The sequence below is a fragment of the Acinetobacter sp. SH024 genome, from assembly GCF_000163635.1.
Lineage (GTDB): Bacteria > Pseudomonadota > Gammaproteobacteria > Pseudomonadales > Moraxellaceae > Acinetobacter > Acinetobacter pittii.
On the sequence record NZ_GG753600.1, the window covers coordinates 47,525 to 73,466 of the forward strand.

General features: G+C 40.5%; 25 protein-coding genes. 21 read left to right on the forward strand and 4 right to left on the reverse strand.

Going from position 1 to position 25,942, the window contains the following annotated elements:
• Window positions 1-126: 126 nt before the first annotated feature.
• The 17 genes from HMPREF0013_RS06190 (at window position 127) to HMPREF0013_RS06270 (ending at window position 17,251) form a co-directional block, all read left to right on the forward strand.
• Window positions 127-798, forward strand: a complete 672-nt coding sequence (locus HMPREF0013_RS06190) for a 3-oxoacid CoA-transferase subunit A (protein WP_005069060.1) — start codon at window positions 127-129, stop codon at window positions 796-798.
• A gap of 18 nt (window positions 799-816) precedes the next feature.
• On the forward strand, window positions 817-1,470 hold the full coding sequence (locus HMPREF0013_RS06195) for a 3-oxoacid CoA-transferase subunit B (RefSeq protein WP_005802097.1): 654 nt from the start codon (window positions 817-819) through the stop codon (window positions 1,468-1,470).
• A gap of 12 nt (window positions 1,471-1,482) precedes the next feature.
• A complete protein-coding gene (gene pcaF / locus HMPREF0013_RS06200) occupies window positions 1,483-2,694 on the forward strand; it encodes a 3-oxoadipyl-CoA thiolase (protein ID WP_002121083.1) in 1,212 nt (403 codons plus the stop codon).
• A gap of 2 nt (window positions 2,695-2,696) precedes the next feature.
• A complete protein-coding gene (gene pcaB / locus HMPREF0013_RS06205; RefSeq protein WP_002121047.1) occupies window positions 2,697-4,055 on the forward strand; it encodes a 3-carboxy-cis,cis-muconate cycloisomerase in 1,359 nt (452 codons plus the stop codon).
• A complete protein-coding gene (pcaD, locus tag HMPREF0013_RS06210; protein ID WP_002121023.1) occupies window positions 4,052-4,837 on the forward strand; it encodes a 3-oxoadipate enol-lactonase in 786 nt (261 codons plus the stop codon). Before pcaB ends, pcaD begins: the two co-directional genes overlap by 4 nt.
• A gap of 42 nt (window positions 4,838-4,879) precedes the next feature.
• On the forward strand, window positions 4,880-6,235 hold the full coding sequence (locus HMPREF0013_RS06215; RefSeq protein ID WP_002120905.1) for an MFS transporter: 1,356 nt from the start codon (window positions 4,880-4,882) through the stop codon (window positions 6,233-6,235).
• A gap of 15 nt (window positions 6,236-6,250) precedes the next feature.
• Window positions 6,251-6,664, forward strand: a complete 414-nt coding sequence (gene pcaC, locus HMPREF0013_RS06220; RefSeq protein WP_002121127.1) for a 4-carboxymuconolactone decarboxylase — start codon at window positions 6,251-6,253, stop codon at window positions 6,662-6,664.
• A gap of 10 nt (window positions 6,665-6,674) precedes the next feature.
• The gene (pcaH, locus tag HMPREF0013_RS06225) at window positions 6,675-7,400 is read left to right on the forward strand and encodes a protocatechuate 3,4-dioxygenase subunit beta (protein ID WP_002120975.1); all 726 of its coding nucleotides are present in this window, start codon (window positions 6,675-6,677) and stop codon (window positions 7,398-7,400) included.
• A 14-nt stretch (window positions 7,401-7,414) separates the two neighbouring features.
• The gene (gene pcaG, locus HMPREF0013_RS06230) at window positions 7,415-8,044 is read left to right on the forward strand and encodes a protocatechuate 3,4-dioxygenase subunit alpha (protein WP_002121089.1); all 630 of its coding nucleotides are present in this window, start codon (window positions 7,415-7,417) and stop codon (window positions 8,042-8,044) included.
• A gap of 69 nt (window positions 8,045-8,113) precedes the next feature.
• The gene (gene aroD / locus HMPREF0013_RS06235) at window positions 8,114-8,941 is read left to right on the forward strand and encodes a type I 3-dehydroquinate dehydratase (RefSeq protein WP_005802098.1); all 828 of its coding nucleotides are present in this window, start codon (window positions 8,114-8,116) and stop codon (window positions 8,939-8,941) included.
• Between the two features lie 19 nt (window positions 8,942-8,960).
• Window positions 8,961-10,415: a right-handed parallel beta-helix repeat-containing protein gene (locus HMPREF0013_RS06240; RefSeq protein WP_002121121.1), complete on the forward strand. Its 1,455-nt coding sequence runs from the start codon at window positions 8,961-8,963 to the stop codon at window positions 10,413-10,415.
• A 69-nt stretch (window positions 10,416-10,484) separates the two neighbouring features.
• Window positions 10,485-11,804 (forward strand): carbohydrate porin, encoded by a 1,320-nt coding sequence (locus tag HMPREF0013_RS06245; RefSeq protein WP_002120967.1) that lies wholly within the window; start codon window positions 10,485-10,487, stop codon window positions 11,802-11,804.
• A gap of 82 nt (window positions 11,805-11,886) precedes the next feature.
• Window positions 11,887-14,316 carry a glucose/quinate/shikimate family membrane-bound PQQ-dependent dehydrogenase gene (locus HMPREF0013_RS06250; protein ID WP_002121035.1) on the forward strand — a complete coding sequence of 810 codons (2,430 nt, stop codon included), beginning with the start codon at window positions 11,887-11,889 and terminating at the stop codon, window positions 14,314-14,316.
• A 629-nt stretch (window positions 14,317-14,945) separates the two neighbouring features.
• The gene (locus tag HMPREF0013_RS06255; protein ID WP_001211835.1) at window positions 14,946-15,413 is read left to right on the forward strand and encodes a DUF6438 domain-containing protein; all 468 of its coding nucleotides are present in this window, start codon (window positions 14,946-14,948) and stop codon (window positions 15,411-15,413) included.
• A gap of 135 nt (window positions 15,414-15,548) precedes the next feature.
• The gene (locus HMPREF0013_RS06260) at window positions 15,549-15,962 is read left to right on the forward strand and encodes a YeeE/YedE family protein (RefSeq protein ID WP_002120948.1); all 414 of its coding nucleotides are present in this window, start codon (window positions 15,549-15,551) and stop codon (window positions 15,960-15,962) included.
• A 4-nt stretch (window positions 15,963-15,966) separates the two neighbouring features.
• The gene (locus HMPREF0013_RS06265; protein ID WP_000789128.1) at window positions 15,967-16,380 is read left to right on the forward strand and encodes a DUF6691 family protein; all 414 of its coding nucleotides are present in this window, start codon (window positions 15,967-15,969) and stop codon (window positions 16,378-16,380) included.
• A 4-nt stretch (window positions 16,381-16,384) separates the two neighbouring features.
• Window positions 16,385-17,251 (forward strand): MBL fold metallo-hydrolase, encoded by an 867-nt coding sequence (locus HMPREF0013_RS06270; protein ID WP_002120908.1) that lies wholly within the window; start codon window positions 16,385-16,387, stop codon window positions 17,249-17,251.
• 94 nt (window positions 17,252-17,345) lie between these two features.
• On the opposite strand, the gene pcaU is transcribed toward HMPREF0013_RS06270, so the two are convergent.
• Window positions 17,346-18,158, reverse strand: coding sequence for an IclR family transcriptional regulator PcaU (gene pcaU, locus HMPREF0013_RS06275; RefSeq protein WP_002120879.1), 813 nt, complete (start codon window positions 18,156-18,158; stop codon window positions 17,346-17,348).
• Window positions 18,159-18,200: 42 nt separating this feature from the next.
• Entirely contained in the window at window positions 18,201-19,121 is a 921-nt protein-coding gene (locus tag HMPREF0013_RS06280; RefSeq protein ID WP_002121073.1) for a LysR family transcriptional regulator, read from the reverse strand.
• A gap of 88 nt (window positions 19,122-19,209) precedes the next feature.
• On the opposite strand from HMPREF0013_RS06280, the gene HMPREF0013_RS06285 reads away from it, so the two are divergent.
• The 4 genes from HMPREF0013_RS06285 to HMPREF0013_RS06300 are packed head-to-tail and all read left to right on the forward strand — an operon-like array spanning window position 19,210 to window position 23,044.
• On the forward strand, window positions 19,210-20,451 hold the full coding sequence (locus HMPREF0013_RS06285) for an acyl-CoA dehydrogenase family protein (protein WP_002120889.1): 1,242 nt from the start codon (window positions 19,210-19,212) through the stop codon (window positions 20,449-20,451).
• 17 nt (window positions 20,452-20,468) lie between these two features.
• A complete protein-coding gene (locus HMPREF0013_RS06290) occupies window positions 20,469-21,590 on the forward strand; it encodes a phosphotransferase family protein (protein ID WP_002121055.1) in 1,122 nt (373 codons plus the stop codon).
• Window positions 21,587-22,285 carry a histidine phosphatase family protein gene (locus tag HMPREF0013_RS06295; protein WP_002121108.1) on the forward strand — a complete coding sequence of 233 codons (699 nt, stop codon included), beginning with the start codon at window positions 21,587-21,589 and terminating at the stop codon, window positions 22,283-22,285. The genes HMPREF0013_RS06290 and HMPREF0013_RS06295 overlap by 4 nt, the downstream gene beginning before the upstream one ends.
• Before the next feature lie 15 nt (window positions 22,286-22,300).
• Window positions 22,301-23,044 (forward strand): SDR family oxidoreductase, encoded by a 744-nt coding sequence (locus tag HMPREF0013_RS06300; protein WP_002120998.1) that lies wholly within the window; start codon window positions 22,301-22,303, stop codon window positions 23,042-23,044.
• A gap of 37 nt (window positions 23,045-23,081) precedes the next feature.
• On the opposite strand, the gene HMPREF0013_RS06305 is transcribed toward HMPREF0013_RS06300, so the two are convergent.
• A complete protein-coding gene (locus tag HMPREF0013_RS06305) occupies window positions 23,082-24,338 on the reverse strand; it encodes an OprD family outer membrane porin (protein WP_005074147.1) in 1,257 nt (418 codons plus the stop codon).
• A gap of 110 nt (window positions 24,339-24,448) precedes the next feature.
• A complete protein-coding gene (locus HMPREF0013_RS06310) occupies window positions 24,449-25,798 on the reverse strand; it encodes a spinster family MFS transporter (protein ID WP_002120978.1) in 1,350 nt (449 codons plus the stop codon).
• Between the last annotated feature and the right edge of the window lie 144 nt (window positions 25,799-25,942).

Here is a 25,942-nt window from a genome sequence, read left to right on the forward strand (position 1 = left end):
AATGTTTAAAAGGGAAATCTAAGGGAAACACTCGGGATTGAGTGAAATATTTATCTATTCTTCTCGCCTCAGTGTGCCTAACTCTCTTATCTCTCTCTTCTTCAATGAGCACAATGGAGTTGTCTAATGATTGACAAAAGTAAGTCCTCACTAAGCGAGGTTCTATCGCAGATTAAAGATGGTGCAACCATTCTGATTGGTGGTTTCGGTACCGCAGGACAACCCGCTGAACTCATTGATGGCCTTATTGAACTCGGTGTTAAAGGCTTAACCATCGTCAGTAACAATGCCGGTAATGGTGACTATGGTTTGGCGAAACTGCTTAAAGCCGGTTCGGTTAAAAAAGTCATCTGTTCTTTCCCGCGTCAGTCAGACTCTTATGTGTTTGATGAACTTTACCGTGCCGGAAAGGTTGAACTTGAAGTGGTACCGCAAGGTAATCTGGCGTGTCGTATTCAGGCAGCGGGTATGGGCCTAGGCGCTGTGTTTACACCAACAGGCTTTGGAACACTTTTGGCCGAAGGTAAAGAGACCCGTGAGATTGATGGGAAAGATTATGTACTTGAATATCCGATCAAGGCTGACTTTGCCTTGATTAAAGCCTACAAGGGCGACCGCTGGGGCAATCTGGTTTACCGTAAATCTGCACGTAACTTTGGCCCGATTATGGCGATGGCTGCGGATGTCACCATTGCTCAGGTTTCTGAAGTGGTAGAGCTAGGTGGATTAGACCCAGAGCACATCATCACCCCAGGTATCTTTGTACAGCACGTTGTACAAGTAGCGCCAGCACAGTAAGCAATAAGGAGAAATAACATGAGTTACCAGAAACTCAGCCGTGACCAGATTGCACAACGTGTGGCACAAGATATTCCAGATGGCGCCTATGTGAACCTAGGCATTGGCTTACCGACCAAGATTGCCAGCTACCTACCTAACGACAAAGATATTTTTCTTCATTCTGAAAATGGGCTGTTGGCCTTTGGTCCTCCTCCAGCTGCAGGTGAAGAAGATCCTGAACTGATTAATGCGGGTAAAGAGTTTGTGACCATGCTTGAAGGCGGCAGCTTTTTCCACCATGGCGACTCGTTTGCGATGATGCGTGGTGGTCACCTTGATATTGCAGTACTCGGTGCATTTCAGGTTGCTGCGAATGGTGACTTGGCCAACTGGCACACGGGAGCACCAGATGCGATTCCTGCGGTAGGTGGTGCGATGGATTTGGCTGTAGGGGCCAAGAAAGTATTTATCACCACAGACCATGTGACCAAACAAGGTGAACCAAAGATTGTCGCTGAGCTGAGCTATCCGGTTACAGGTAAAAAATGCGTGGATCGTATTTACACTGATCTGTGTGTGATTGACGTGACTAAAGATGGGTTAAAGGTGATTGAGAAAGTGGAAGGTCTTAGCTTTGATGAGTTACAGGCTTTAACGGGTGCAACTTTGATCGATGCGACTCAAGGGTAAGGAAGTAGGGAAATGACATTAAAAAACGCTTATATCATCGATGCCATCCGTACTCCATTCGGTCGTTATGCCGGTGGCCTTGCACCTGTCCGTGCCGATGACCTTGGCGCTGTGCCGATTAAAGCCCTCCTGCAGCGTAACCCGAATGTAGATTGGGAACAGGTCGATGATGTGATCTATGGCTGTGCCAACCAAGCCGGTGAAGACAACCGTAATGTTGGTCGTATGTCGGCACTGCTTGCAGGTTTGCCGTATCAAGTACCGGCAACGACTATTAACCGTTTGTGCGGTTCTTCACTCGATGCCATTGCCATTGCTGCCCGTGCCATTAAAGCAGGTGAAGCGAATCTAGTGATTGCAGGTGGCGTAGAAAGTATGAGCCGTGCACCCTATGTGATGGGTAAGTCTGACAGTGCTTTTGGCCGTAGCCAGAAGATTGAAGACACCACCATGGGTTGGCGCTTCATTAACCCAAAACTCAAAGAATTGTATGGTGTAGACACCATGCCCCAGACTGCCGAAAACGTGGCTGAACAGTTTAACGTGAATCGTGCAGATCAGGACCAGTTTGCCTTGGTGAGCCAACAACGCACCGCAAGCGCGCAAGCCAAAGGCTTTTTTTCTAAAGAAATCGTGGCAGTTGAAATCCCTCAGCGTAAGGGTAATGCCATTGTCATTGATACCGATGAACATCCACGTGCATCAACCACACTTGAAGCTTTAAGCAAACTTAAACCTGTCGTAAAAGCAGATGGTTCTGTGACTGCAGGGAATGCTTCAGGTATTAATGATGGTGCAGCAGCTTTGCTGATTGCTTCTGATGAGGCAGTTCAAGCCTACAATCTCAAACCACGTGCCAAGATCATTGCTTCAACAGCAGTCGGTGTAGAACCACGTATTATGGGCTTTGCTCCGGCACCAGCCATTAAAAAATTACTGAAACAAGCCAACCTGACTTTAGAGCAGATGGATGTGATTGAGCTTAACGAAGCCTTTGCTGCACAAGCTTTAGCCGTGACCCGTGATTTAGGTTTACCAGATGATTCTGACAAGGTAAATCCAAACGGTGGTGCAATTGCTTTGGGTCATCCACTTGGTGCATCAGGTGCCCGCCTCGTAACTACAGCCCTAAACCAGCTTGAGCAAACAGGTGGTCGTTACGCTATGTGTTCAATGTGTATTGGTGTGGGACAAGGCATTGCTTTGATTATTGAGAGAGTTTAATCATGAGCCAGTTATATGCCAGCTTGTTTTATCAAAAAGACGTCACTGACATCTTTAGTGACTCATCTTTAATCAAATACATGATTGAGGTTGAAGTTGCCTTAGCTCAAGCACAGGCAAAAGTTGGCGTGATTCCTCAAAGTGCGGCTAATACCATTGCCCAAGTAGCTGAGCAGGCAATAGAAAAGTTTGACTTTTCAGCTTTGGCTGTCGCAACTGGTTTGGCTGGAAATATCGCAATTCCATTTGTAAAACAGCTTACGGCAATTGTTAAAGATGTAGATGAAGATGCTTCACGTTATGTGCATTGGGGTGCAACGAGTCAGGATATTTTAGACACAGCCTGCATTTTGCAATGCCGCGATGCGTTAAACATTGTGGAAGCACAACTTCAACAGTGCTACAGCACTGCATTACAACAAGCTAAGCAATATCGCTATCAAGTCATGATTGGACGTACATGGTTACAGCAAGCTTTGCCAATTACTTTAGGGCATAAACTCGCTCGCTGGGCTTCTGCGTTTAAACGTGATTTAGACCGTATACAAGCTATGAAATCACGTGTATTTACTGCTCAGTTAGGTGGCGCTGTGGGTTCATTAGCATCTTTGCAAGATCAAGGTTCACTTGTGGTCAGTGCATTTGCTCAGCAGCTGAATCTGACTGTACCGACAAGCACATGGCATGGTGAGCGCGACCGTATTGTAGAAATCGCAAGTGTGCTTGGCATGATTGTTGGGAATACGGGCAAGATGGCACGTGATTGGTCACTCATGATGCAAACTGAAATTGCCGAATTGTTTGAACCAACTGCAAAGGGCCGTGGTGGTTCATCAACCATGCCTCATAAGCGGAATCCAGTTGCAGCAGCTTCAGTACTTGCAGCAGCAAATCGTGTACCAGCACTTATGTCTAGCATCTATCAAAGCATGGTGCAGGAACATGAGCGTAGCTTAGGCGCATGGCATGCTGAATGGTTAGCAATCCCTGAAATTTTTCAGCTTTGTGCTGGAGCATTAACCCGTACTGGTGAAGTTTTACAAGGTTTCGAAGTTAATGCTGAGCATATGCAGCAGAACCTTGACTGTACCAACGGGTTGATTATGGCAGAAGCTGTGATGATGGCACTTGCTCCAAAAATTGGACGTTTAAATGCTCATCATGTTGTTGAAGCAGCTTGTAAAACAGCCGTAGCTCAAAAGCAGCATTTATCTGAGGTTGTTAGTCAGTTAGATGAAGTAAAAGAACATTTTAGTCAAACAGAAATTTTGGAAATATTTAAAGCAGAAAACTATTTGGGCAACATTCAAGCTCAAATTGATGCTGTTCTGCAAGAAGCACAAGGAGGAGACATAAAGTGAAACAGCTTATAACCAATCGACAAGGTAAACAGCTCGCTGTATATACCGATGGATTAAAAGATGCTCCAGCACTTGTGTTATCTAACTCGTTAGGAACAGATCATGGAATGTGGCAGCCGCAAGTAGATGAGCTTAAAAGTCATTTTAATGTCATTACATACGACACACGTGGTCATGGCGAAAGTGATGTGATCGCTGAAACATCTTTACACAATTTAGGTGAAGATGTTGCTGATATTTTAGATGCCTTAGATATTGAAAAAGCTCATTTTTGTGGCATTTCAATGGGCGGAATTACGGGGCTTTGGTTAGCTATCCATTACCCAGAGCGCTTTTTAAGTATTACTGTTGCGAACTCGGCAGCCAAAATTGGTCAGGCGGAGGCTTGGTTGAGTCGTGCTGATTCTGTGGAGCAGAATGGTTTAGCTGAGTTGGTTAAAACCACGCATACACGTTGGTTTAGTGAAAAATTTGACTATCAACATAATGTGGTTGCACAAACGACGATTCAAAGTCTGGCAAACACACCAGCACAAGGTTATGCCAATGCGTGTCGTGCTTTAGCACATGCTGATTTAAGAGATGAAATTACGCAAATCCAAGTTCCGGTATTGCTCATTGCAGGAACGGCAGATCCAGTGACAACAGTAGCGGATGCTGAGTTTATGCAGAATGCTATTAAGAACAGTCAAGTTGCTAAATTGGAAGCATCTCATCTTTCTAATATTGAGCAACCACAAAGATTTACTCAGGAATTGACTAGGTTTATTCAGCAAATCTAATAGCTTAGTAGTTTAAAAGGAATTGGCCTTAAGGAGGCAAATATGGCGTCTCAGGATTACGCTGCACCAAATAAAAGTATCGATGCTCAAGCATTAATTAATGATGCTCCCCTCAGTAAGTATCAATGGATGATCGCAATCATCTGTTTCTTAATTATTTTTACTGATGGTATTGATACTGCTGCAATGGGTTTTATTGCACCAGCTTTGGCACAAGACTGGGGAGTTGATCGCTCTCAGTTAGGACCAGTGATGAGTGCTGCACTTGGTGGAATGATTATTGGAGCTTTGGTTTCTGGTCCGACAGCTGACCGTTTTGGTCGCAAAATCGTACTGGCTTTTTCGATGCTTGTATTTGGTGGCTTCACCTTGGCATCTGCTTATGCAACCAACTTAGATAGCCTTGTCGTTTTACGCTTTTTGACAGGTATTGGTTTGGGTGCAGCTATGCCAAATGCCACTACATTATTTTCTGAATACTGCCCAACACGCATTCGTTCACTGCTGGTGACATGTATGTTCTGTGGTTACAACTTAGGTATGGCAACCGGTGGTTTTATCAGTAGCTGGCTTATCCCGACTTATGGTTGGCACAGTTTATTTTTACTTGGCGGCTGGTCACCTTTGATCTTAATGATTTTAGTGATTTTGGTTTTACCTGAGTCTTACCGCTTTTTAATTGTTAAAGGTAAGAACCCAGAGAAAGTACGCAAAATCTTAAATCATATCGCGCCAGCTCAAGTTCAAAATGCGACCGCATTCCACGTACCTGAAGAGAAAACTGAAACAGCTCAAAAGAAAAATGTCTTTGGAATTATGTTTTCTAAACCATATGCGAAAGGAACGCTTTTGCTTTGGTTGACCTATTTCATGGGCTTGGTGGTTGTTTACTTGCTTACAAGCTGGTTGCCAACACTTATGCGTGAAACAGGTGCGTCAATGGAGCGGGCTGCATTTATCGGTGGATTGTTCCAGTTCGGTGGTGTGGTAAGTGCATTGTTCATCGGTTGGGCGATGGACAAATTCAACCCTAACCGAGTGATTGCTATTTTCTACTTTGCTGCAGGTCTATTTGCGATTGCTGTTGGTCAAAGCTTAGGAAACTCAACATTACTTGCAGTATTGGTGCTTTGTGCAGGTATCGCGATTAATGGTGCGCAATCTTCAATGCCAGCTTTAAGTGCTCGTTTCTATCCAACGCAGTGCCGTGCAACTGGTGTTTCTTGGATGACGGGTATTGGTCGTTTCGGTGCGGTATTTGGTGCTTGGATTGGTGCCGTACTACTTGGTAATGATTGGTCGTTTACTGCCATTCTCAGTTTATTACTAATTCCAGCAACTGCTGCGGCTGTTGCTGTATTTGTTAAATCACTTGTTGCGCATACCGATGCAACTTAATAGAGGTCTATCACAATGAATGATGAACAACGCTATAAACAAGGCATTGAGGTGCGGACTGAAGTTTTGGGTGAAAAGCATGTTGGTCGGTCTTTGCAAAACTTAAATGACTTTAACCAAGATTTTCAAAACTTTATTAGCCGTTACGCATGGGGTGAGGTGTGGTCTCGTCCGGGCCTACCGCGTCATACACGTAGTTTAGTCACTATCGCAATTTTATTGGCGCTTGGTCGTGAAGACGAACTACGCATGCATTTACGTGCTTGCTTTAACAATGGTGTAACTAAAGAAGATTTAAAAGAGCTGATCTTACACAGTTCACTCTATGCAGGTTTACCTGCTGCAAACGCTGCAATGCATATGGCTGAAGAAGTCTTTAAAGAGTTGGGGATAGAGGTAAACCCAATTGCAGCGAAAGAACGGGATTAAGGAGATAAAGATGTCACAACATAGCTGGGGTGCTTACGCCCAACGTAATACTGAAGACCATCCACCTGCATATGCGGAAGGTTATAAGACAAGTGTATTGCGTTCGCCAAAAAATGCATTGATCTCAATTAATGAGACTTTAACTGAAGTCACTGCACCGCATTTTTCTTCAAATTTGTTTGGCCCAAAAGATAACGATTTGATTTTGAACTATGCCAAAGATGGTTTGCCAATTGGTGAGCGTGTCATTGTTCATGGCTATGTTCGTGACCAATTTGGTCGTCCTGTAAAAAATGCACTTCTAGAAGTATGGCAGGCCAACGCTTCTGGTCGTTACCGTCATCCAAACGACAAGTTTATTGGTGCAATGGATCCTAACTTTGGTGGTTGTGGTCGTACCTTAACTGATGAAAACGGTTTTTATATTTTCCGTACCATTAAACCGGGTCCATACCCATGGCGTAACCGTATTAATGAATGGCGTCCTGCACATATTCATTTCTCTTTAATTGCTGATGGTTGGGCTCAGCGCCTAATTTCGCAGTTTTATTTTGAAGGCGATACGCTCATTGATACTTGCCCGATCTTAAAAACGATTCCTTCTGAAGATCAACGTCGTGCCTTGATTGCACTAGAAGATAAAAATAACTTTATCGAAGCTGATAGCCGTTGTTACCGTTTTGACATCACTTTACGTGGCCGTCGAGCGACTTACTTCGAAAACGAATTGACTTAATCGGGAGCACGAGCATGAATAACTGGAATTTTCAGGAACTAAAAGAAACTCCATCTCAAACAGGTGGTCCTTACGTTCACATTGGCTTATTGCCACAACAAGCAAATATTGAAGTGTTTGAAAACAACTTTAATAACCAGTTAGTACAAGATCAGACCAAAGGTGAGCGTATTCGTCTTGAAGGTCAAGTGTTTGACGGGTTGGGTTTACCGCTACGCGACGTGCTGATTGAAATTTGGCAGGCTGATGCGAACGGTATTTATCCAAGTCAGGCAGATACGCGTGAGCAAAAAGCTGACCCAGCATTTCAAGGTTGGGGCCGTACAGGTGCCGACTTTGAAACAGGCGTTTGGAGCTTTAATACAATTAAGCCAGGTGCAACAGCAGGCCGCAAAGGTTCAACTCAAGCACCTCATATTGCATTAGTCATTTTCGCTCGTGGTATTAACTTGGGTCTTCATACACGAGTTTATTTTGACGATGAAGCTGAAGCAAATGCTAACGACCCAATTCTAAATAGCATTGAATGGGCACCACGTCGCCAAACACTTATTGCAAAACGTTTTGAAGAAAATGGTGAAGTTGTTTACCGCTTTGATATTCGCATTCAAGGCGATGACGAAACTGTATTTTTTGATATTTAAGAAACACCTAAGGCTACACCTGATTATTCAAGGATGCGTGTAGCCTTTTTAAGGACGAACGATATGAACATGAAAACATTATTAAGCCTAAGTTTGCTTGCACTCCCATTTTTTACAGCACAGGTGAATGCTGAACCTGTTGCTTTAGCCGCTCAAACACAACCTGCTAATACAGTCGTTAAAACGATTGTTCCGATTACCGCAAAAACCAAAGAACAAGCTTTGGCACAAGCTCAAGTCATTGCAAATACAGCAGATGCTGATTTGGCAGAGTTTCGTATCGATTTACTCAGTTTTGCGAGTGATACGAAACAAGTGATTGCATTGGGGCATGAATTAAAAAAGATTCTAGGTAATAAACCAATGATCGCCACAATTCGTACGAAAAACGAAGGCGGCCAGCTTGAAATTAGTGATTTGGATTATGGTAAGACTTATCAAGCTTACTTAAAGAATCCATTCATGGATTGGTTAGATGTTGAAATGTTCCGTGATCAAAAAGTAGTTTCAGAAATTGTTCAAAAAGCACATCAAAAGAAAGTGCTGATTGTCATGTCTAATCACGACTTTCAAAAAACACCAAGCCAAGATGAAATTGAAAAACGCTTGTTAAAACAAGACCAGATGGGTGCAGATATTCTAAAAATTGCCGTTATGCCAAAATCTAAACAAGATGTTTTCACTTTAATGAACGCAACTTTAAAAGTAAGTCAGCAAACCACTAAGCCTTTATTGACGATGTCGATGGGGCAATTAGGTACGATTTCTCGTGTTGCGACTGCCAACATGGGCGGAAGTTATAGCTTTGGCATGATTGGTCAGGCTTCTGCACCGGGTCAAATTGATGTGACCAAGCTCAAACAGATTTTACAAACAGTTCAACCAACAAACCCATAAATCATAAGGATATGATGAAATGAATACATTACGTTTAACTACTCTTGCATTAGGTTTGATGGTTTCAGGCATAGCTGCGGCTCAAACTTATGTGGTTGACCGTTATCAAGACGATAGCAATAAAGGCTCTTTACGCTGGGCAATTGAACAAGCTAATGCAAACCCAGGCGAAGCTAGCGACATTTTGATTCAAGCAGTAGGCAAGGCGCCTTACGCGATTAAATTAAACAGCGCTCTTCCTGAAATTAAAGCACCTGTCAAAATCATTGGTACTCAGTGGGATAAAACTGGCGAATACATCGCAATTGATGGTTCAAACTATATTAAAGGTGAAGGTGCAAAAGCTTGTCCAGGTGCAAACCCTGAGCAGTACGGCACCAATGTACGTACTATGACTTTACCGGGGTTGGTACTGCGTGACGTCAACAATGTCACTTTAAAAGGTTTAGACATTCATCGCTTCTGTATTGGTGTATTGATTAACCGTTCAAGCAATAACCTCATCCAACACAACCGTATTAGTAATAACTACGGTGGTGCCGGTGTCATGCTTACTGGTGATGATGGTCAAGGTAACCCAACTGCAACCACGACCAATAACAACAAAGTTTTAGACAACATTTTCCAAGACAATGGTGATGGCCTAGAACTGACACGTGGTGCAGCATTTAACTTAATTGCGAATAACCATTTTGTTTCAACGAAAGCAAATCCAGAACCATCACAAGGTATTGAAATTTTGTGGGGTAATGACAATGCTGTAGTCGGTAATAAGTTTGAAAACTACTCGGATGGCTTACAGATTAATTGGGGTAAGCGTAACTATATTGCCTACAACGAAATGACCAATAACTCGATTGGTTTCAACATGACGGGTGATGGCAATATTCTTGATAGCAATAAAGTACATGGTAACCGTATTGGTGTAGCCATCCGTTCTGAAAAAGATGCAAATGCAAAAATTACACTGACTAAAAACCTGATTTGGGACAATGGTAAAGATATTAAACGCTGTGAAGCCGGTGGTTCATGTGTACCAGATCAGCGTTTGGGTGCAATTGTATTTGCTGTGCCTGCACTTGAGCATGCCGGATTTGTAGGTTCTCGTGGCGGTGGTGTGGTTGTTGACCCATCTAAACAACAAAAAACATGTACTCAGCCAAATGAACAAGGCTGTAATGCTCAACCTAATCAGGGTATTAAAGCTCCTAAATTAACTGCGAACAAAGGTTCATTGGCTGTAGAAATTAATGGTTTACCAAATCAACGTTACCAAGTTGAATTTTTTGGTAATCAAAATGCGGCATCAAAAGAAGCTGAGCAATATTTAGGAGCAATAACTGTTGCTACAGATGCACAAGGTAAAGCAAAAGCGAATTGGAAGCTGTCTGTAAAAGTTGCCTCAATTACAGCGAATGTAACTGATCGCTTTGGAGCGACGTCTGAACTGAGTTCGGCCTTGCAAACTAAATAATAACAATAAGGAAAGCGCCTCAAACTGAGGCGCAGCATAGAAATATAGAAATGATAAAAGGGACTTGAAATGCCAAATTTAATGAAATTGAGTGTTTTAACGCTCGCTGTATTAGGTAGCCAATTTGCGCTCGCGAATGAGCCTTGGTCACAAGACCGTCAATGGTTGCTAGGTGACTGGAATGGAAAACGCCAGCAATTAGAGCAGCAGGGCTATAAATTTACAGCTTCTATTATGAGCCAAAGTGCTACAAATTTAGATGGTGGTTACAACGACAGCAATACTTTTGAAAATGCTGCACAACTTTCTTTAGGTGCAAACCTAGATTTAGAAAAAATTGCTGGATGGAAAGATACAACAGCGAGCCTAGTCGTGACCAAACGTGATGGAAATGCGCTTACTTTGGAGCGTATTAAAGATCCACGTTCTAGCCAATTGGGTAATGCTCAAGAGATTTATGGTCGCGGTAAAATCTGGCGTTTATCTCAAGCATGGGTGAAGAAGGGCTTTATCGATAATACTGTACAGGTCAAATTTGGCCGTATGGGAATGTCAGAAGACTTCAATAGTTCTCAATGTGAGTTTCAGAACTTATTGCTTTGCGGTGGGCAGCTAGGAAAATCAATTGGTTCAATTTGGTACAACTCACCAGTTGGTGTTTGGGCTGCAAACGTTAAATATCAATTTGCGCCTGAGTGGACTTTGGGTGTCGGTGTTTATGAAGTAAATCCAGACAACATTAAAACCGAATCAAATAGTGATGGTTTTAATCTGGATATGAACAACGTGAAGGGTGCAACCATACCAGTTGAGCTCGCATGGAAACCAAAACTTGCTGCTTTTAATGGTTTACCGGGTGAATATAAAGTAGGTGCGCTGTATTCAACCGCAGAAGCGAATGATATTAAAACCGCGGGTAAAGTTCATGACGGAAAACAAAGTTTCTGGATTAATGCACAACAACAACTGACGAATAACGGCCAAGATCCGAAACGCGGTTTATATGTAAGTTTTAATGGCGTTGTAAATGATAAGGCAACAACTTTTGTTCAAAGTACGCAACAGCTTGCTCTTTGGTATAAGGGACCATTTGATAGCCGTCCAAATGATTCGATTGGTTTTGGTATAGCTAATTATGTAGTTAATGACCGTGCTAAAGATAAACAGATCGCAACAAACGAAAGTCGTGGATATTACAGCTATGATTCGATTGCATCTGACTATATTCCAATTCAAGACGACGAACTAAATGTCGAGTTGAACTATACCTATCAATGGTCTCCGGCCGTCATGTTACGTCCAAACATTCAATATATTCATCAACCTGCTGGTGTAAAAGAGGTTGATGATGCTTGGGTGGCTGGTCTTAGTGTGAAAGTCAATTTTTAACAATATTGATGGCTGGTTAGACATAGTTTAACTGGCCCAAATGCTTGAACTATTCGGGTTCAGTATATGTGGAGTAGGATCTATGTCTGAGTCAGATTCTAAGTTTCATATCTTATTCAAAATATGGTGTTTTATATTAGGTCTAGTTTTATTGGCTACTGGTGTTTTTTACATCGTAGGTGGTGGAAAGCTAGTATCTCTTGCTGGTTCTTGGTATTTCCTTATAGCAGGATTATTTATTACCATTTCTGCAATTAGTATTTTCCGAAAAAAAGCGCTGGGTGTCTGGATTTTTGCGGCTGTTTTTGTTGGTACCGTAATTTGGTCATTTGTTGATGCTGGATGGGAATTTTGGCCGTTATTTTCGCGCTTAATGTTTCCTGCTGGTCTTTTTGCTGCCTTGCTATTTACTTTGCCTTCAATCCGACGTTACCAATTTCAAACGAGTTTGGCATCTTCATCCTATGCGGTAGGTGGATTAGTTGTTGTGGGAATGTTGATTGCGCTCTATCAAATGTTCCAACCACATCCAACAGTAGCAAGTTCAGGTGAAAAACTACCTCTAGTACCAGTTGATCCTGCAAAAAAACAGGTAAATTGGGAAAATTATGGTAATGATGCAGGTGGTAGCCGCTTTGTTGCTCTCGATCAAATTAACCGAGATAACGTTCATAAATTAAAAGAAGCTTGGCGCTTTAGAACGGGCGACTTTACAACGGGTAGCGGTAATGGTGCCGAAGACCAAATGACTCCGCTACAAGTTGGAAATAAAGTGTTTTTATGTACACCACATAACAACATTTTTGCGATAGATGCCGACTCGGGCAAACAACTCTGGAAAGCTGAGGTGAACTCTACAGCCGATGCTTGGGAACGTTGCCGCGGTGTTGCATACTTTGATTCAACAAAACCGCTTGTACAACCAACTTTAGCTGGTGCAAATGCAGTAACTGCGGTTGCAACCAATACGGCATGTCCACGCCGTGTATATACCAATACACCTGATGGTCGTTTAATTGCAGTGAATGCAGATAACGGTCAGCGCTGTGCTGATTTTGGTGTAAATGGAACGGTTGATTTGCTAGAAGGTCTTGGGGCTGGAACAAAAGCGCCACGTTTTGAAGTAACTTCTGCACCGACTATTGCGGGTACAACCATTGTGGTGGGTAGCCGTATTGCCGACAACGTAGCCGCAGATATGCCAGGTGGTGTTATTCGTGGTTATGACGTGATTACGGGTAAACTTCGCTGGGCATTTGACCCGCGTAATCCAAATCCTAACTATGTTCTTAAACCGGGTGAAACCTATAAACGTAGTTCGGCAAACTCATGGGCTGCAATGTCATATGACCCGCAAATGAATACGGTGTTCTTACCTATGGGTAGTTCATCTGTCGACATTTGGGGGGGTAACCGTAATCCATTAGATCACAAATACAATACTTCTGTGTTAGCACTTGATGCGACAACAGGTAAAGAGAAGTGGGTATATCAAACTGTTCATAACGATTTATGGGACTTTGACTTACCAATGCAACCGAGTCTAGTCGACTTCCCATTAAAAGATGGTACGACTAAACCAGCTGTTGTCATTGGAACCAAATCAGGCCAATTCTTTGTTCTTGACCGTGTAACGGGTAAACCACTGACTAAAGTGATTGAACAACCAGTTAAACCTGCCAATATTCCGGGTGAACAATACAGCTTAACTCAACCTCGTTCAGTTGAAATGCCTCAAATTGGTAATCAGACTTTAACTGAATCAGATATGTGGGGCGCAACGCCGTTTGATCAACTGATGTGCCGTATTAACTTTAAGTCAATGCGTTACGAAGGTTTATTTACTGCACCGGGTACTGATGTTTCATTAAGCTTCCCTGGTTCTTTAGGTGGTATGAACTGGGGTAGTATTGCTTTTGACCCGACACATCGTTACATGTTCGTAAATGATATGCGTCTTGGTTTATGGGTTCAACTCATTAAACAAACACCTGAAGACATTAAGATTCAGGCGAGTGGTGGCGAAAAAGTAAATACAGGTATGGGTGCTGTACCAATGAAAGGTACACCATATAAAGTGAATAAAAACCGCTTTATGTCCGCTTTAAGTATTCCTTGTCAAAAACCACCGTTTGGTACCATGACAGCAATTGACATGAAAACTCGTCAGGTTGCATGGCAAGTACCACTTGGTACAGTTGAGGACACTGGACCACTTGGTATTAAGATGGGCTTGAAAGCCCCAATTGGTATGCCAACTATTGGTGGGCCAATGGCAACTCAAGGTGGCTTAGTCTTCTTTGCTGCAACTCAAGATTATTACTTGCGTGCTTTTGATTCATCTACAGGTAAAGAGCTGTGGAAGTCACGTATGCCAGTAGGTAGTCAGGGAACTCCAATTAGCTATGTTTCACCTAAAACAGGTAAACAGTATGTTGTGGTTACCGCGGGTGGTGCACGTCAGTCTCCGGACCATGGTGATTATGTGATCGCATATAGTTTAGAGAAATAATGAAAGAGGGCAAAAGGATAAATTCTCTTTTGCCCTTATTTTTTAATATCTTTTTTCTATTAGAGTATTTGCGTAAATTCTGTAATTTTAGTGAGATAGCTTTACCAAATAGTAAAAAAGTGCTTGAAGTTATTGCTAAACTTAAAATATTCCTATAATTGATTCATCCTGAACACTAGATATAGCCGAACTATTAAGCATTTTTTTATAATGTTTTACCTATAAATAAAATTTTAAAATTTATTAAGTTTTGTTTAACTTAAAGTTGTGAATTTTAATTAAAAATAAACATTATTGAGTTTTTAACCTTGAAAAACAGGTTTTTTTTGTTGGAAAAACGAGCGTAAATATATACTTATATTATATTTAAATAATGTATTGCATTAAGATAGAATGGTCGGCGCAGGTTATTACTACCCAGTAATAATTTGTATTTCAGGAATTTAAGCTTTAATTGGCTTAAGGCTCATCTAACGATGGGCCTTTTTTTATGTGCTTTATATCTTAATTTTCTTGATAGCTAAAAATAGCCTAAGTAATAGCAAATAAAACTATGAAAAATGAGTCTTTAATGACAATTTGGATATGATTTGTTAGATTAATGCCACTTGATAATAATAGGTGATGTAATGAGATTTTTAGTTCTTGCAACTTTATCCGGTTTGGCTTTAATGGGTTGTGCTTCTGTTCAACAAGCACCTAATACACAAGAAACCATTCGTTATGCTTCTAGTCCATGTTTCGGCGCATGCCCAATTTACTCAGTAGAAGTAACACCTACAGGTTTAATTCGTTTTGAAGGTAAGCAATATACAAAAGCAATTGGCGTTAAAGAAATTCAAGGTAGCGTAAAAGATTATCAAAAACTTGCTGATGAATTAAAAACTTATCGTCCGCAAACAGGAACCCAATCTAAAACTGCAGGTTGTCAGCAAACTGCGACCGATATGCCTAGCTATTACATCACCTGGATTCAACCCAATGGTACAGAAACAAAATTAAGCCATTACACAGGTTGTATCTCTCCAGCAAATAATAGATTAAATAAAGTTATGGAAAAATTACCTGAACAATTAGGCATTAAAGATCTAATTTAATGATAAAAGCCCCAAAATCTTGGGGCTTTTTCTTTTTAAGAAGAATTATAAACTCAAAAGTTTTATATTAAGTATTTCTAAAAGAATCAGCGTATAATACAGATTATAAAAACATATATTGTTAAGAGTGCTTATATGTCAAGTATTGTCTATGCCTTTGTGGGTGGTTTATTACTCGGTATCGTAACAGTTGGGTATTTATATATAAATGGTCGTATAGCTGGAATTAGTGGTTTGCTTGCTCAATTCATTAGCCCATCTAGAGATATATTTAAAAGTTCTGCATTCTGGTTCATAGCAGGACTCGTGATTACACCTTTCATATATGGTTATTTCTATCAGCCTGAAATCGAAATTAAAGCCAATTCATTTGTACTTATTCTGGCAGGGTTACTTGTTGGTTTTGGTACACGACTTGGATCAGGCTGTACAAGTGGGCATGGCATTTGTGGAATGAGCAGGTTATCAAAACGCTCAATAATAGCAACAGCAGTTTTTATGTTTGCCGGCATGTTAACGGTTTATATCATTCGCCATGTGTTGGGGTAATCTTATGAAAAATATCTTTGCTTTTATATTTGGTGGTTTGTTTTCATTGGGGTTAATGATTTCTGGTATGTCTAACCCTGCAAAGGTTTTAGGGTTTCTAGATATTTTTGGGCAATGGGATATTAGCTTAATGTTTGTGATGCTAGGTGCTATTGCTGTGGCATTTATTCCGTTTCAAAGGGCCATTAAAAAACCAAAAACGATTTTTAATGAACAAATTCAATTACCAACAAATACACAGATTGACCAAAGGTTAATTGTAGGCGCTTTTATTTTCGGTATAGGCTGGGGAATAGCAGGTATATGTCCAGCGCCCGCTTTAACTCTTATTGGATTAGGGCATTTTGAAGCACTTTATTTTATTGTCGCGATGTTAGTAGGAATGTTTATTTACCGAATTTTAAATAAAGGAAATTAAGCCTATGCAACAACCTCTAGTAAAAGATTTTTTTGATGAAAACACCAATACTTTTAGCTATGTTGTTGCGGATTTAGCGACTCTTCAATGCGCTATTATTGATAGCGTGCTTGATTACGATGCCGCATCGGCCACTACAAAAACATCCAATGCTGATCTGATCGTCGATTATGTCTTGGCGCAAAACTTTAAAGTACAATGGATTTTAGAAACCCATGTACATGCGGACCATATGACTGCGGCTCAATATTTAAAATCTAAATTGGGCGGTACAATTGCGATTAGTCAAAAAATCTCGGTAGTACAAGAAACATTTTCGGCTATTTATAATTTTGACTTTAAGAAATTCAATGAAAATCAACCTTTTGATTATTTGTTTGAAGATTATGAACATTTCAAAATAGGGGAGATAGAAGCCTATAACATTCCTACACCAGGGCATACACCCGCTTGCTTAAGCTATGTGATTGCCGATGCTGTTTTTGTCGGTGATACTTTATTTATGCCTGATTATGGTTCGGCCAGATGCGACTTTCCTAAAGGAAGTGCTGCTGAGCTTTATGATTCGGTACAAAAACTTTATACACTTCCCGACAATATGCGCATGTTTTTATGCCATGACTATAAGCCCGAAGGTCGTGATGAATATGTCTGTCAAACAGATATAAAAACTCAAAAGCAAAGCAATATTCATTTAAATCGACGAGTTTCTAAAGAATCATTTATCAAAATGCGTCAAAAAAGAGATGCTACTTTGGCAATGCCAAAATTAATTTTGCCTTCAATTCAAATTAATATGAATGGTGGAAATTTTCCAGAACCTGAAGCGAATGGGATCCGTTATTTGAAAATTCCGTTTAATTATTTTTAGAAATAGCCTAAGCATTCATCCGCGATCATTCTATCTATTCAAATAGCCTAAGCAAACAATAAAATTTACCCTGTCGAAATAGCCTAAGCAAGATTTAAAGAACTTGTCTTAAATCCCGCGAAGTCTCTTGCAATAGCGGCAGAATATGTTGAATTAAATATTCTTCAGTTGTTTTCATAGTTGGAGAAACAATATTTAAAGCTGCAACCACTTTAAAGTCTTGTCCATAAATTGGTACGGCGAGTGCATGAACTCCTAATTCGTGTTCTTCACGCGAATAACACCAATCTTGTTCTCGAATCTCTTGTAGTAACTCTAAAAATTTATCATTTTCGACATGCGTATATTTAGTTAAACGCTGAAGAGGATATTTTTGGAGCCAGTCCAATTGTTCTTCTTGGCTTAAATGTGCCAGTAAAATTTTACCCGCAGATGTCGCATGAGCAGGCAGACGGTTACCTAAGTGTAAGCCGTATGGATTTACACGGTCAGTTTGTTGGTGGGCCGCACTACGAGCAATAGTAATGGCTTCATAACCATCAAGTACCATCACCGAATAAATGAGAGAAGTTTGGTTAGTTAACAGATTTAATAAAGGCTGAGATACTTTCGGAAGCTGGGCTGCACCTAAATAAGCTCCTGAAAATTTAAGAACTTTCGGAGTTAAATAGTAATAGTGACCATCTGACTCAAGATAACCTAAATATTCTAAAGTTAATAAATGACGTCTTGCTGCTGCTCGGGTAAGCCCAGTTTTTTCAGCAGCCATAGAAATGTTTAAACGATGTTGATTACTACTAAAGCTATCTAAAATCGCCATGCCTTTACCAATACCAGCAATGTAATCTTCATGACGAATCGTTTTTTTGTTGTCCTGATTCTGGATTATCCGTTCATCTTTACTCATTACTGATCCTTGTACGATAGAAGCTTAGTAGATCAATTTGCTTTACTGAAAAAGTTTAATAATTTCATGTCGCAGAAATTGATGTCTTAAATTATCCCTTAAATCTTCGTGCCAAAACATACCCATTTTAATGTTGGTTATCTCAAAAGGCAGAGAATGTAAGCAAATTTCATGACTATAAGACAAATGCTGCAAAATCATTCGAGGCATGGTGAGTATTGCGTCGGCTTGGGCTCCTAAAACTTGTAACGCCGTTGAATAGTTTTGACAGCGCATAAATACATTTCTTGAAATTTTTTGGTGTTGGTTTAAATAAATATCTTCAAGTAAAGCGCCCGTACGGCGTGACGAAACACCAATGTGCCGACCACTGATATAACTAGCTAAATCGACTTCTTTAAGTTGGCTGCAAATGACAAACTCATCTGTTACCAAATGATCAAAGGTAATTTTTGGAGATAAGTATTGTTCTAGGTCAATCACGAAATCGAGCTGTTGTGTCGCCAAGTCCGCCATAATATGTTTTCGATCTAGCTTCATACTCACAAACTGCAAATCTAAATTAAGATTTTGAAAATGTTGAGCCAGTCTTGGAAGAATAATCGGCTCAATTTCATCATGCACGGCGATTTTTAAGCTTTTTAAACTGGTTGGATCAAAAACATGTTTCTGTTGGCTAATATTTTGAATCGTTAAAAGTGCTTGCTTAACAGTTGGGTAAATCTGCTCGGCAAAAGGAGTGGCAGACATTTTATTGCCTACTCGTATGAATACATCATCTTCAAGTTGCTGGCGTAAACGCTGCAAAGCATGACTTGCCGCTGACTGCGTAATATTAAGGCTACTTGCGGCATTCGAAATACTTTTTTGTTCATAAATCGCGATAAAAAGCGGATATAAATTGATATCAATCCGGTGGAAAAAACTTAGATCTAGGCCATGTAAGTTATGAATATTATTCATGAGGTGTTATTTAATAAAATCATTTCATTCATATTAAGTTTCAAGTTATGTTGATGTAAAGACCAGATAATGATGTAAAGGAAAAAGAATGTTTGAACTCTCAAAAAAAGCTCAGGATTTTGCTGAGCGAACTAAAAAATTTATTCAAGAAGAAATAGAACCTGTCGAAGCAAAATTTTGGGAAGAAGTTCATGAGTTAAATCCAGATGGAAACTGGAAAAAATGGCAATGGCCAGACCTTTTAGAAACTCTGAAATCTAAAGCTAAACAAGCCGGTCTTTGGAATATGTTTTTACCCGATGAAAAGCTGGGTGCTGGGTTATCAGTTCAAGAGTATGCGCATATTGCTGAATTGACTGGCCGCAGTTTATTGGCACCAACCGTTTTTAACTGTAATGCACCAGATACAGGAAATATGGAGGTGTTATGGCGCTATGGCAGTGAGCAGCAAAAACAGCAATGGTTACAGCCTTTACTAGACGGAAAAATTCGTTCGGTTTTTTGTATGACTGAACCCGATGTTGCGTCAAGCGATGCAACCAATATGCAAGCGACTGCACTCATCGACGGTAATGAAATTGTTTTAAATGGCAAAAAATGGTGGTCGTCTGGTTTAGGTGACCCAAATGCTAAAGTCATTATTTTTATGGCGCATACCCCAGATGAAACCAAAGACCGCCATCATCAACACTCCATGGTTTTAGTACCGATTGATACCGCAGGCGTCGAAATTCAACGGATGTTACCTGTGTTTGGTGACTACGATGCGCCGCATGGACATGGTGAGGTTCACTTTAATAATGTTCGAGTGCCTATTGAAAACTTTATTGGTGGAGCGGGGCAAGGCTTCGAAATTGCACAAGGTCGTTTAGGGCCAGGGCGTATTCACCATTGCATGCGCTGTATTGGAGCTGCTGAAAAAGCTTTAGAGCTTATGATTGATAGAGGCATGTCTAGAACGGCGTTTGGCAAAGAAATTCTAAAACTTGGCGGAAACCTCGAACGCGTGGCTGATGCTCGAGTCGCCATAGATCAAGCCAGACTTTTAACCTTGTATGCTGCTTATAAAATGGATACTTTAGGGAATATGGCTGCTTTAACAGAAATATCTGCAATTAAAGTGGTCGCTCCGAGCGTTTTAGAAAAAGTAGTTGATATGGCAATTCAGCTACATGGCGGTGCAGGTGTTTCAAGAGATACACCATTAACGGGTTTCTTTGCCCAAGCACGCAGTTTACGTTTAGCTGATGGTCCGGATGAAGTGCATAAAGGCATGATTGCCAAATTAGAGTTAGCCAAACGTGGTTATGGTCGTCATAAGAAAGTATAAGTTTAAAGGAAGTGAATATGTCGGTAATTGATGTAGGCGGTGAAGTACGTGAAGGTGAAGAACTTGATATTGGGGCAGTTGAAAACTGGTTAAAGAACCAAGGGGTTGAGCTGGTTGGCCCAGCAGTTGTTACTCAATATACGGGCGGGGCGTCGAACTGGACTTATCGTTTAAAGTATAAAAATACCGATTTAATTTTGCGTCGTCCTCCAAAAGGAACTAAAGCGAAGTCGGCCCACGATATGGCCCGTGAATATATGGTGCAGAAAAATCTTGCGCCTTATTATCCAGTGCTTCCTAAAATGGTTGCACTTTGTCAGGATGAATCGGTCATTGGCTGTGATTTTTATGTCATGGAACGCATTGAAGGTATTATTGCTCGTGCAAAATTACCGCCTGAGCTTGGCTTTAATGAAGAAGATGTTCATGAGCTTTGTGTAAATGTTATTGATAAGCTGATTGAGCTACATCAAGTACCTTATGAGAACACGCCTTTAGCTGAATTAGGCAAAGGTGCGGGATATTGCCGTAGACAAGTTGAAGGTTGGGATAAGCGCTATGAAAAAGTCCGCACAATTAACGTTCCTTCATTTAAATATGTTCGAAAATGGCTAAACGATAATATCCCTCAAGATTCTACGACTTGTATTATTCACAATGATTGGCGTTTTGATAATGTGATTTTAGATCCAGAACATCCAACAGAAGTGATTGGTGTGCTCGATTGGGAAATGGCAACTTTGGGTGATCCATTAATGGATTTAGGCAGTGCTTTGGCCTATTGGGTTGAGCCAACGGATAACATGATTTTTAGATCGACGCGCCGTCAGCCGACTCACTTAAAGGGAATGTTCTCACGAAAAGAAGTCGTTGACTATTATTTGCAGAAAACAGGATTGGAGCCTCAGAACTGGGCTTTTTATGAAGTCTTCGGTGTATTCCGTTTAGCAGTGATTGCCCAGCAAATCTATTACCGTTATTACCATAAACAAACCCGAAATCCTGCATTTAAAGATTTCTGGATCGTGATTCATGCGCTACATATCCGAGCTTTAAAACTTATCGCACAGCAAAAATTGCAAGAATCTGAATTTGCTCAGCAATCTCTACAGAAAATACAGGGTATTTTAAGAAGATGACCACAATTTATCTGGTAAGACATGGACAGGCATCATTTGGTAAAAGTAACTATGATGAGCTGTCTGAAAATGGCGAGGCTCAGGCGACTTTGTTAGGTCGTTATTTTAAGCAAATATTGAAAGAACAACCGTATGTGGTTGCTGGAACTATGCAGCGTCATGAGCAGACTGCAAAGCTCGCACTTGATGAATGCTTTCCAGATGCGGTGATTCATCATAATAATTTATGGAATGAGTTTAACCATCAACAGGTTTTTGCCCGTTATGAACCGCGTTTTGAACAGCCTGAACTGTTAAAAGCTGACGTAGCACAAGAACAGAATCCACGCGCATATCTTGCCAAAATATTCGAAGGTGCCATTGGACGATGGACAGATGGTGACTTTCATCATGAATATGATGAGTCTTGGCCACACTTTAAAGAAAGAGTCGAAACGGCGTTGCAGCAACTTTGTGATGAGTTAGCAAAAACCGAACCTCGCTATGCAGTTGTTTTTACCTCTGGTGGAGTGATTTCTGTAGCAATTGGCAAGCTGCTTGAACTTAGCCCTAATCGAACTTTTGCGTTGAATTGGGCAATCACGAATACAAGTCTCACGACTTTGCGTTTGATTGGAAATGAAGCTCAGGTTTTAAGTTTAAATGAACATCATTTTATAAAAGCTAAGCGTCCAGATTTACTGACATGGATTTAAAATAAGGATAAAAGCATGGCAAAGACGATTTTAATTACAGGCGCAAGTTCTGGATTAGGCGCAGGTATGGCGCATGAATTTGCAGCGAAAGGTTATAACTTGGCGATTTGTGCACGCCGTTTAGACCGATTAGAGACTTTAAAAACCGAACTTGAAAATGAGTACGGTATAAAAGTCATTGCAAAAAGTCTGGACGTAACTAATTACGATCAGGTTTTTGAAGTATTTCGTGCCTTTAAACAAGAATTTGGCTATTTAGACCGAATTATTGTAAATGCCGGAGTAGGCAATGGCCGTCGTATTGGTAAAGGTAATTTTGAAATTAACAGAGCCACAGCTGAAACAAACTTTATCTCTGCCTTAGCACAGTGTGAGGCGGCGACTGAAATTTTTAGAGAGCAAAACGCTGGTCATTTGGTGATGATGTCATCCATGAGTGCGATGCGTGGATTACCAAAACATTTATCGACTTATGCGGCAAGTAAAGCTGCAGTTGCTCACTTGGCCGAGGGTATTCGTGCTGAATTACTAGATACTCCAATTAAAGTCTCAACCATTTTCCCAGGTTACATCCGAACTGAAATGAATGAAGGTGCTAAACATTTACCTTTTGAAGTTGACGCCAAAACAGGATGTAAAGCTTTAGTAAAAGCTATCGAAAAACAACCTGTAAAAGCTTATGTGCCACAGTGGCCATGGTTACCCATGAGTATTGTTATGAAGGTTTTACCATTAAAGTTGGTCAATAAATTAGGATAAAAAAATTACCCCCTAAGTTTTAGGGGGTAATTTTTATTTAGAATTTTTTGGTGTAATTGACGAATAAACGGTCTTCGCCAAAGTCATTGCCATGTTTTACATTGTAATCAATACGAATATATTGCAGGGCCACGCCTTTTAGGAACGGTTGCTGAAATGCGTAGTTTAAAATCACATTCGATTCGGTTTCATGGTTTTTTTCACCATTGGCAGCTTTAAAGTCATGTCCGTAAACATATTTCACCATCGCATTTAGGCCCGGAACATAATCTTTAAAGTCATAGCCGTACATGACATGGTAAGACTTTTCATCTTCTTTAAAGAAGCCCGTAGCATTCCAGTTAATAAAATAAGTTTCTGGTAAGAAACCATCTGGTAATGGGTAAGCTGATTCACCAATAATTTGTTGGTAGCCCAAGCCAAAGGTATGGTTTTTTACTTTGAGCGTTTCTAGCACCCCGATGTTCTGCGCATCAATATCAAAAGTATTGCCATCATCTTTTGCATTAAAGTATTTAAACTTAGAGGTCAGAGCAAAACTTGGTTGCTTCCACGTATGTTCCAGTCCTACATAGTGTTTGTTATACAGATCTTCTAAATTACCGAAGTAATATTCACCCTTTAAAGACGGCGTGAATTGATAGCGCAGGTCAATGTAGTTCAAACCATCAGATTCTTTAGTAACCCCATTTGATGTGAAAGAAAACTTTTTAAAGTCTTCTTCATTTCGTGGAGATACTTTTTCAACCCGACCAATTTCTGCGTAGAGTTGGTCTGAAAGTTGTGACTTTAGGTTGGTTCCCCAATACGAAGTGAGTAACTGACGACTAGCATCTACGGCAGTTACAGGTAAATCTAGCCAGAGTTCACCGACACTTAAAAGAGTTTTGTCATAACCCAGCTTTAAAGTCGCACCGTATTTTAAGAAGTCAGAGGCTTGAGATTGTGTTTCTTTATTAAAAGGCAAAACTGTATCCGCAACATGTTTGTCTGAACTTAAGCGCACGGCGTATTGGACAGAAGCATCAGCCCCAATCGTGATTGGCTTGTCTGCAATGACTAACGGGGTGTCATGCATTTTCGATTTATAAAATAATGACGCTGCCTGAGACCAACTACCAGTGTCTTTGAGTGCATCATTATCAAAATCACGGTTAATGTAGGCATTTTTTAAAGTGAATTTCCATTCATCTTCAGTTTGCTGATTTGGATTTGCGGCCCATGAGTTGCTACACATAAGTATTAAAGTGGCAACAGCTAAAGTGCGTGGTTTAAAACGGTGAAATAATTCCATAATCCATTTCCAAAAAGATGCGCCAGTCCTCGGCACTACGTAATTTTGAATATTTCGGTACTCTCTAAGCGTTTAGTTAGAGAGTAGATTTTTGCAATTTGTGAGATCTATTAATTTAATTTTTCAAGCTTCATACTTTCACTAAAGAATTTGCAGCCTTTGAAAAGCAGAATTAAAGCAAGTACACAAGACAAACCACCTACAATAGATAAAGAAGAGCCCACCATTAACGTACTACCAAAAACTTTATCTGTAATAATGGCTACCAGTGTTGTGCCAATACCGAGTCCAATTAAGTTACTCACCAAAAGGAAGAGGGCAGAAAGGCGTGCTCTAAACTGGTTTGGGGCTAACATTTGCAAAGCAGTTGCTGAAATCACTAAAGGGAAAGATGCAAAGAACATTGCAGGAATCAGTAAGCTAACTGAAAGCCAAAGCTGATCTGTTTGGGTAAAAAATGCAATTGGAATAATCAGGCCAACAATACCAATTACACCCGTGAACATCGGCGCATCTTGACGACCTTTTTTAATAAACCAGTCATTTAGCCAGCCTGCACAAAATACGCCTAATGTATTTGCGACTAACAGAATGGTACCAAGCATATAGCCTGTTTCAGTCGGCGCGAGTTGAAACTTACGAATATAAAATGCAGGTGTCCAGCTAGTTAGGCTATAGAGTGCCATTGCATAAAAGGTAAAACCTAAATAATGACAAGCAAATGTTTTCGAATGTTTTTTAATAAACTGAAGACATTGTGTGAATTTAACTTGGTCAACTTGTCCATTTTGGTTGAGCTGTTGGCCTTTACGTGCAGGATCTTTAACGGTCAAAATAAACAGCAAACCAATAATGATGCCGGGTAAACCCACCACTAAAAAGGCAATTTGCCATGCTTTAAGGGCCCCTAATAAAGGAACTTCAATGAGTGTCACGCCTTTAAGCAGATTAATGACATAACCGCCAACTAAGAAGGCAATACCTCCACCTAAAAAAGCACCAATTGAATAGATCCCGACAGCACGCCCCAGTTTGTCCTTACTAAACATGTCGCTAAACATTGAATAAGCCGCTGGAGATAAAGCCGCTTCACCGACACCTACCGCCATACGGCTTAAGAACAGTTGAATAAAGTTTTTACTTAAACCGCAAGTTGCTGTTGCCAGACTCCAAACAATAATCCCGATTGAAATTAGTTTTGGTCGTGAAAAACGATCGGCAATGTAGGCTAAGGGTAAACCCATAACGGCGTAAAACAGTGAGAAGGCGAGGCCATGTAATAAGCTAAATTGAGTATCTGAAAGTTGGAGATCTGCTTTGATGGGTTCAATCATCAGCGCCAGAATTTGGCGGTCAATAAATGAAAATATATATGCCAACATACAAAGTATGACCACATACCATGCATATGCATTGCTTTTCTTCTGTGTCCTTTCAACAGCGATATTACTTTGGTTCATACACTTAATCCTTATGTATAAAACGCTTAAAGAAATTGATATCTAACTTTTATTATTCCTCTAAAGTTTTCGATATTTCCCCCTTTTAGATAAGAATAATAAATAGGCTAGAAATGAGTAATTTGGTCTCGTACAGACCGGAAG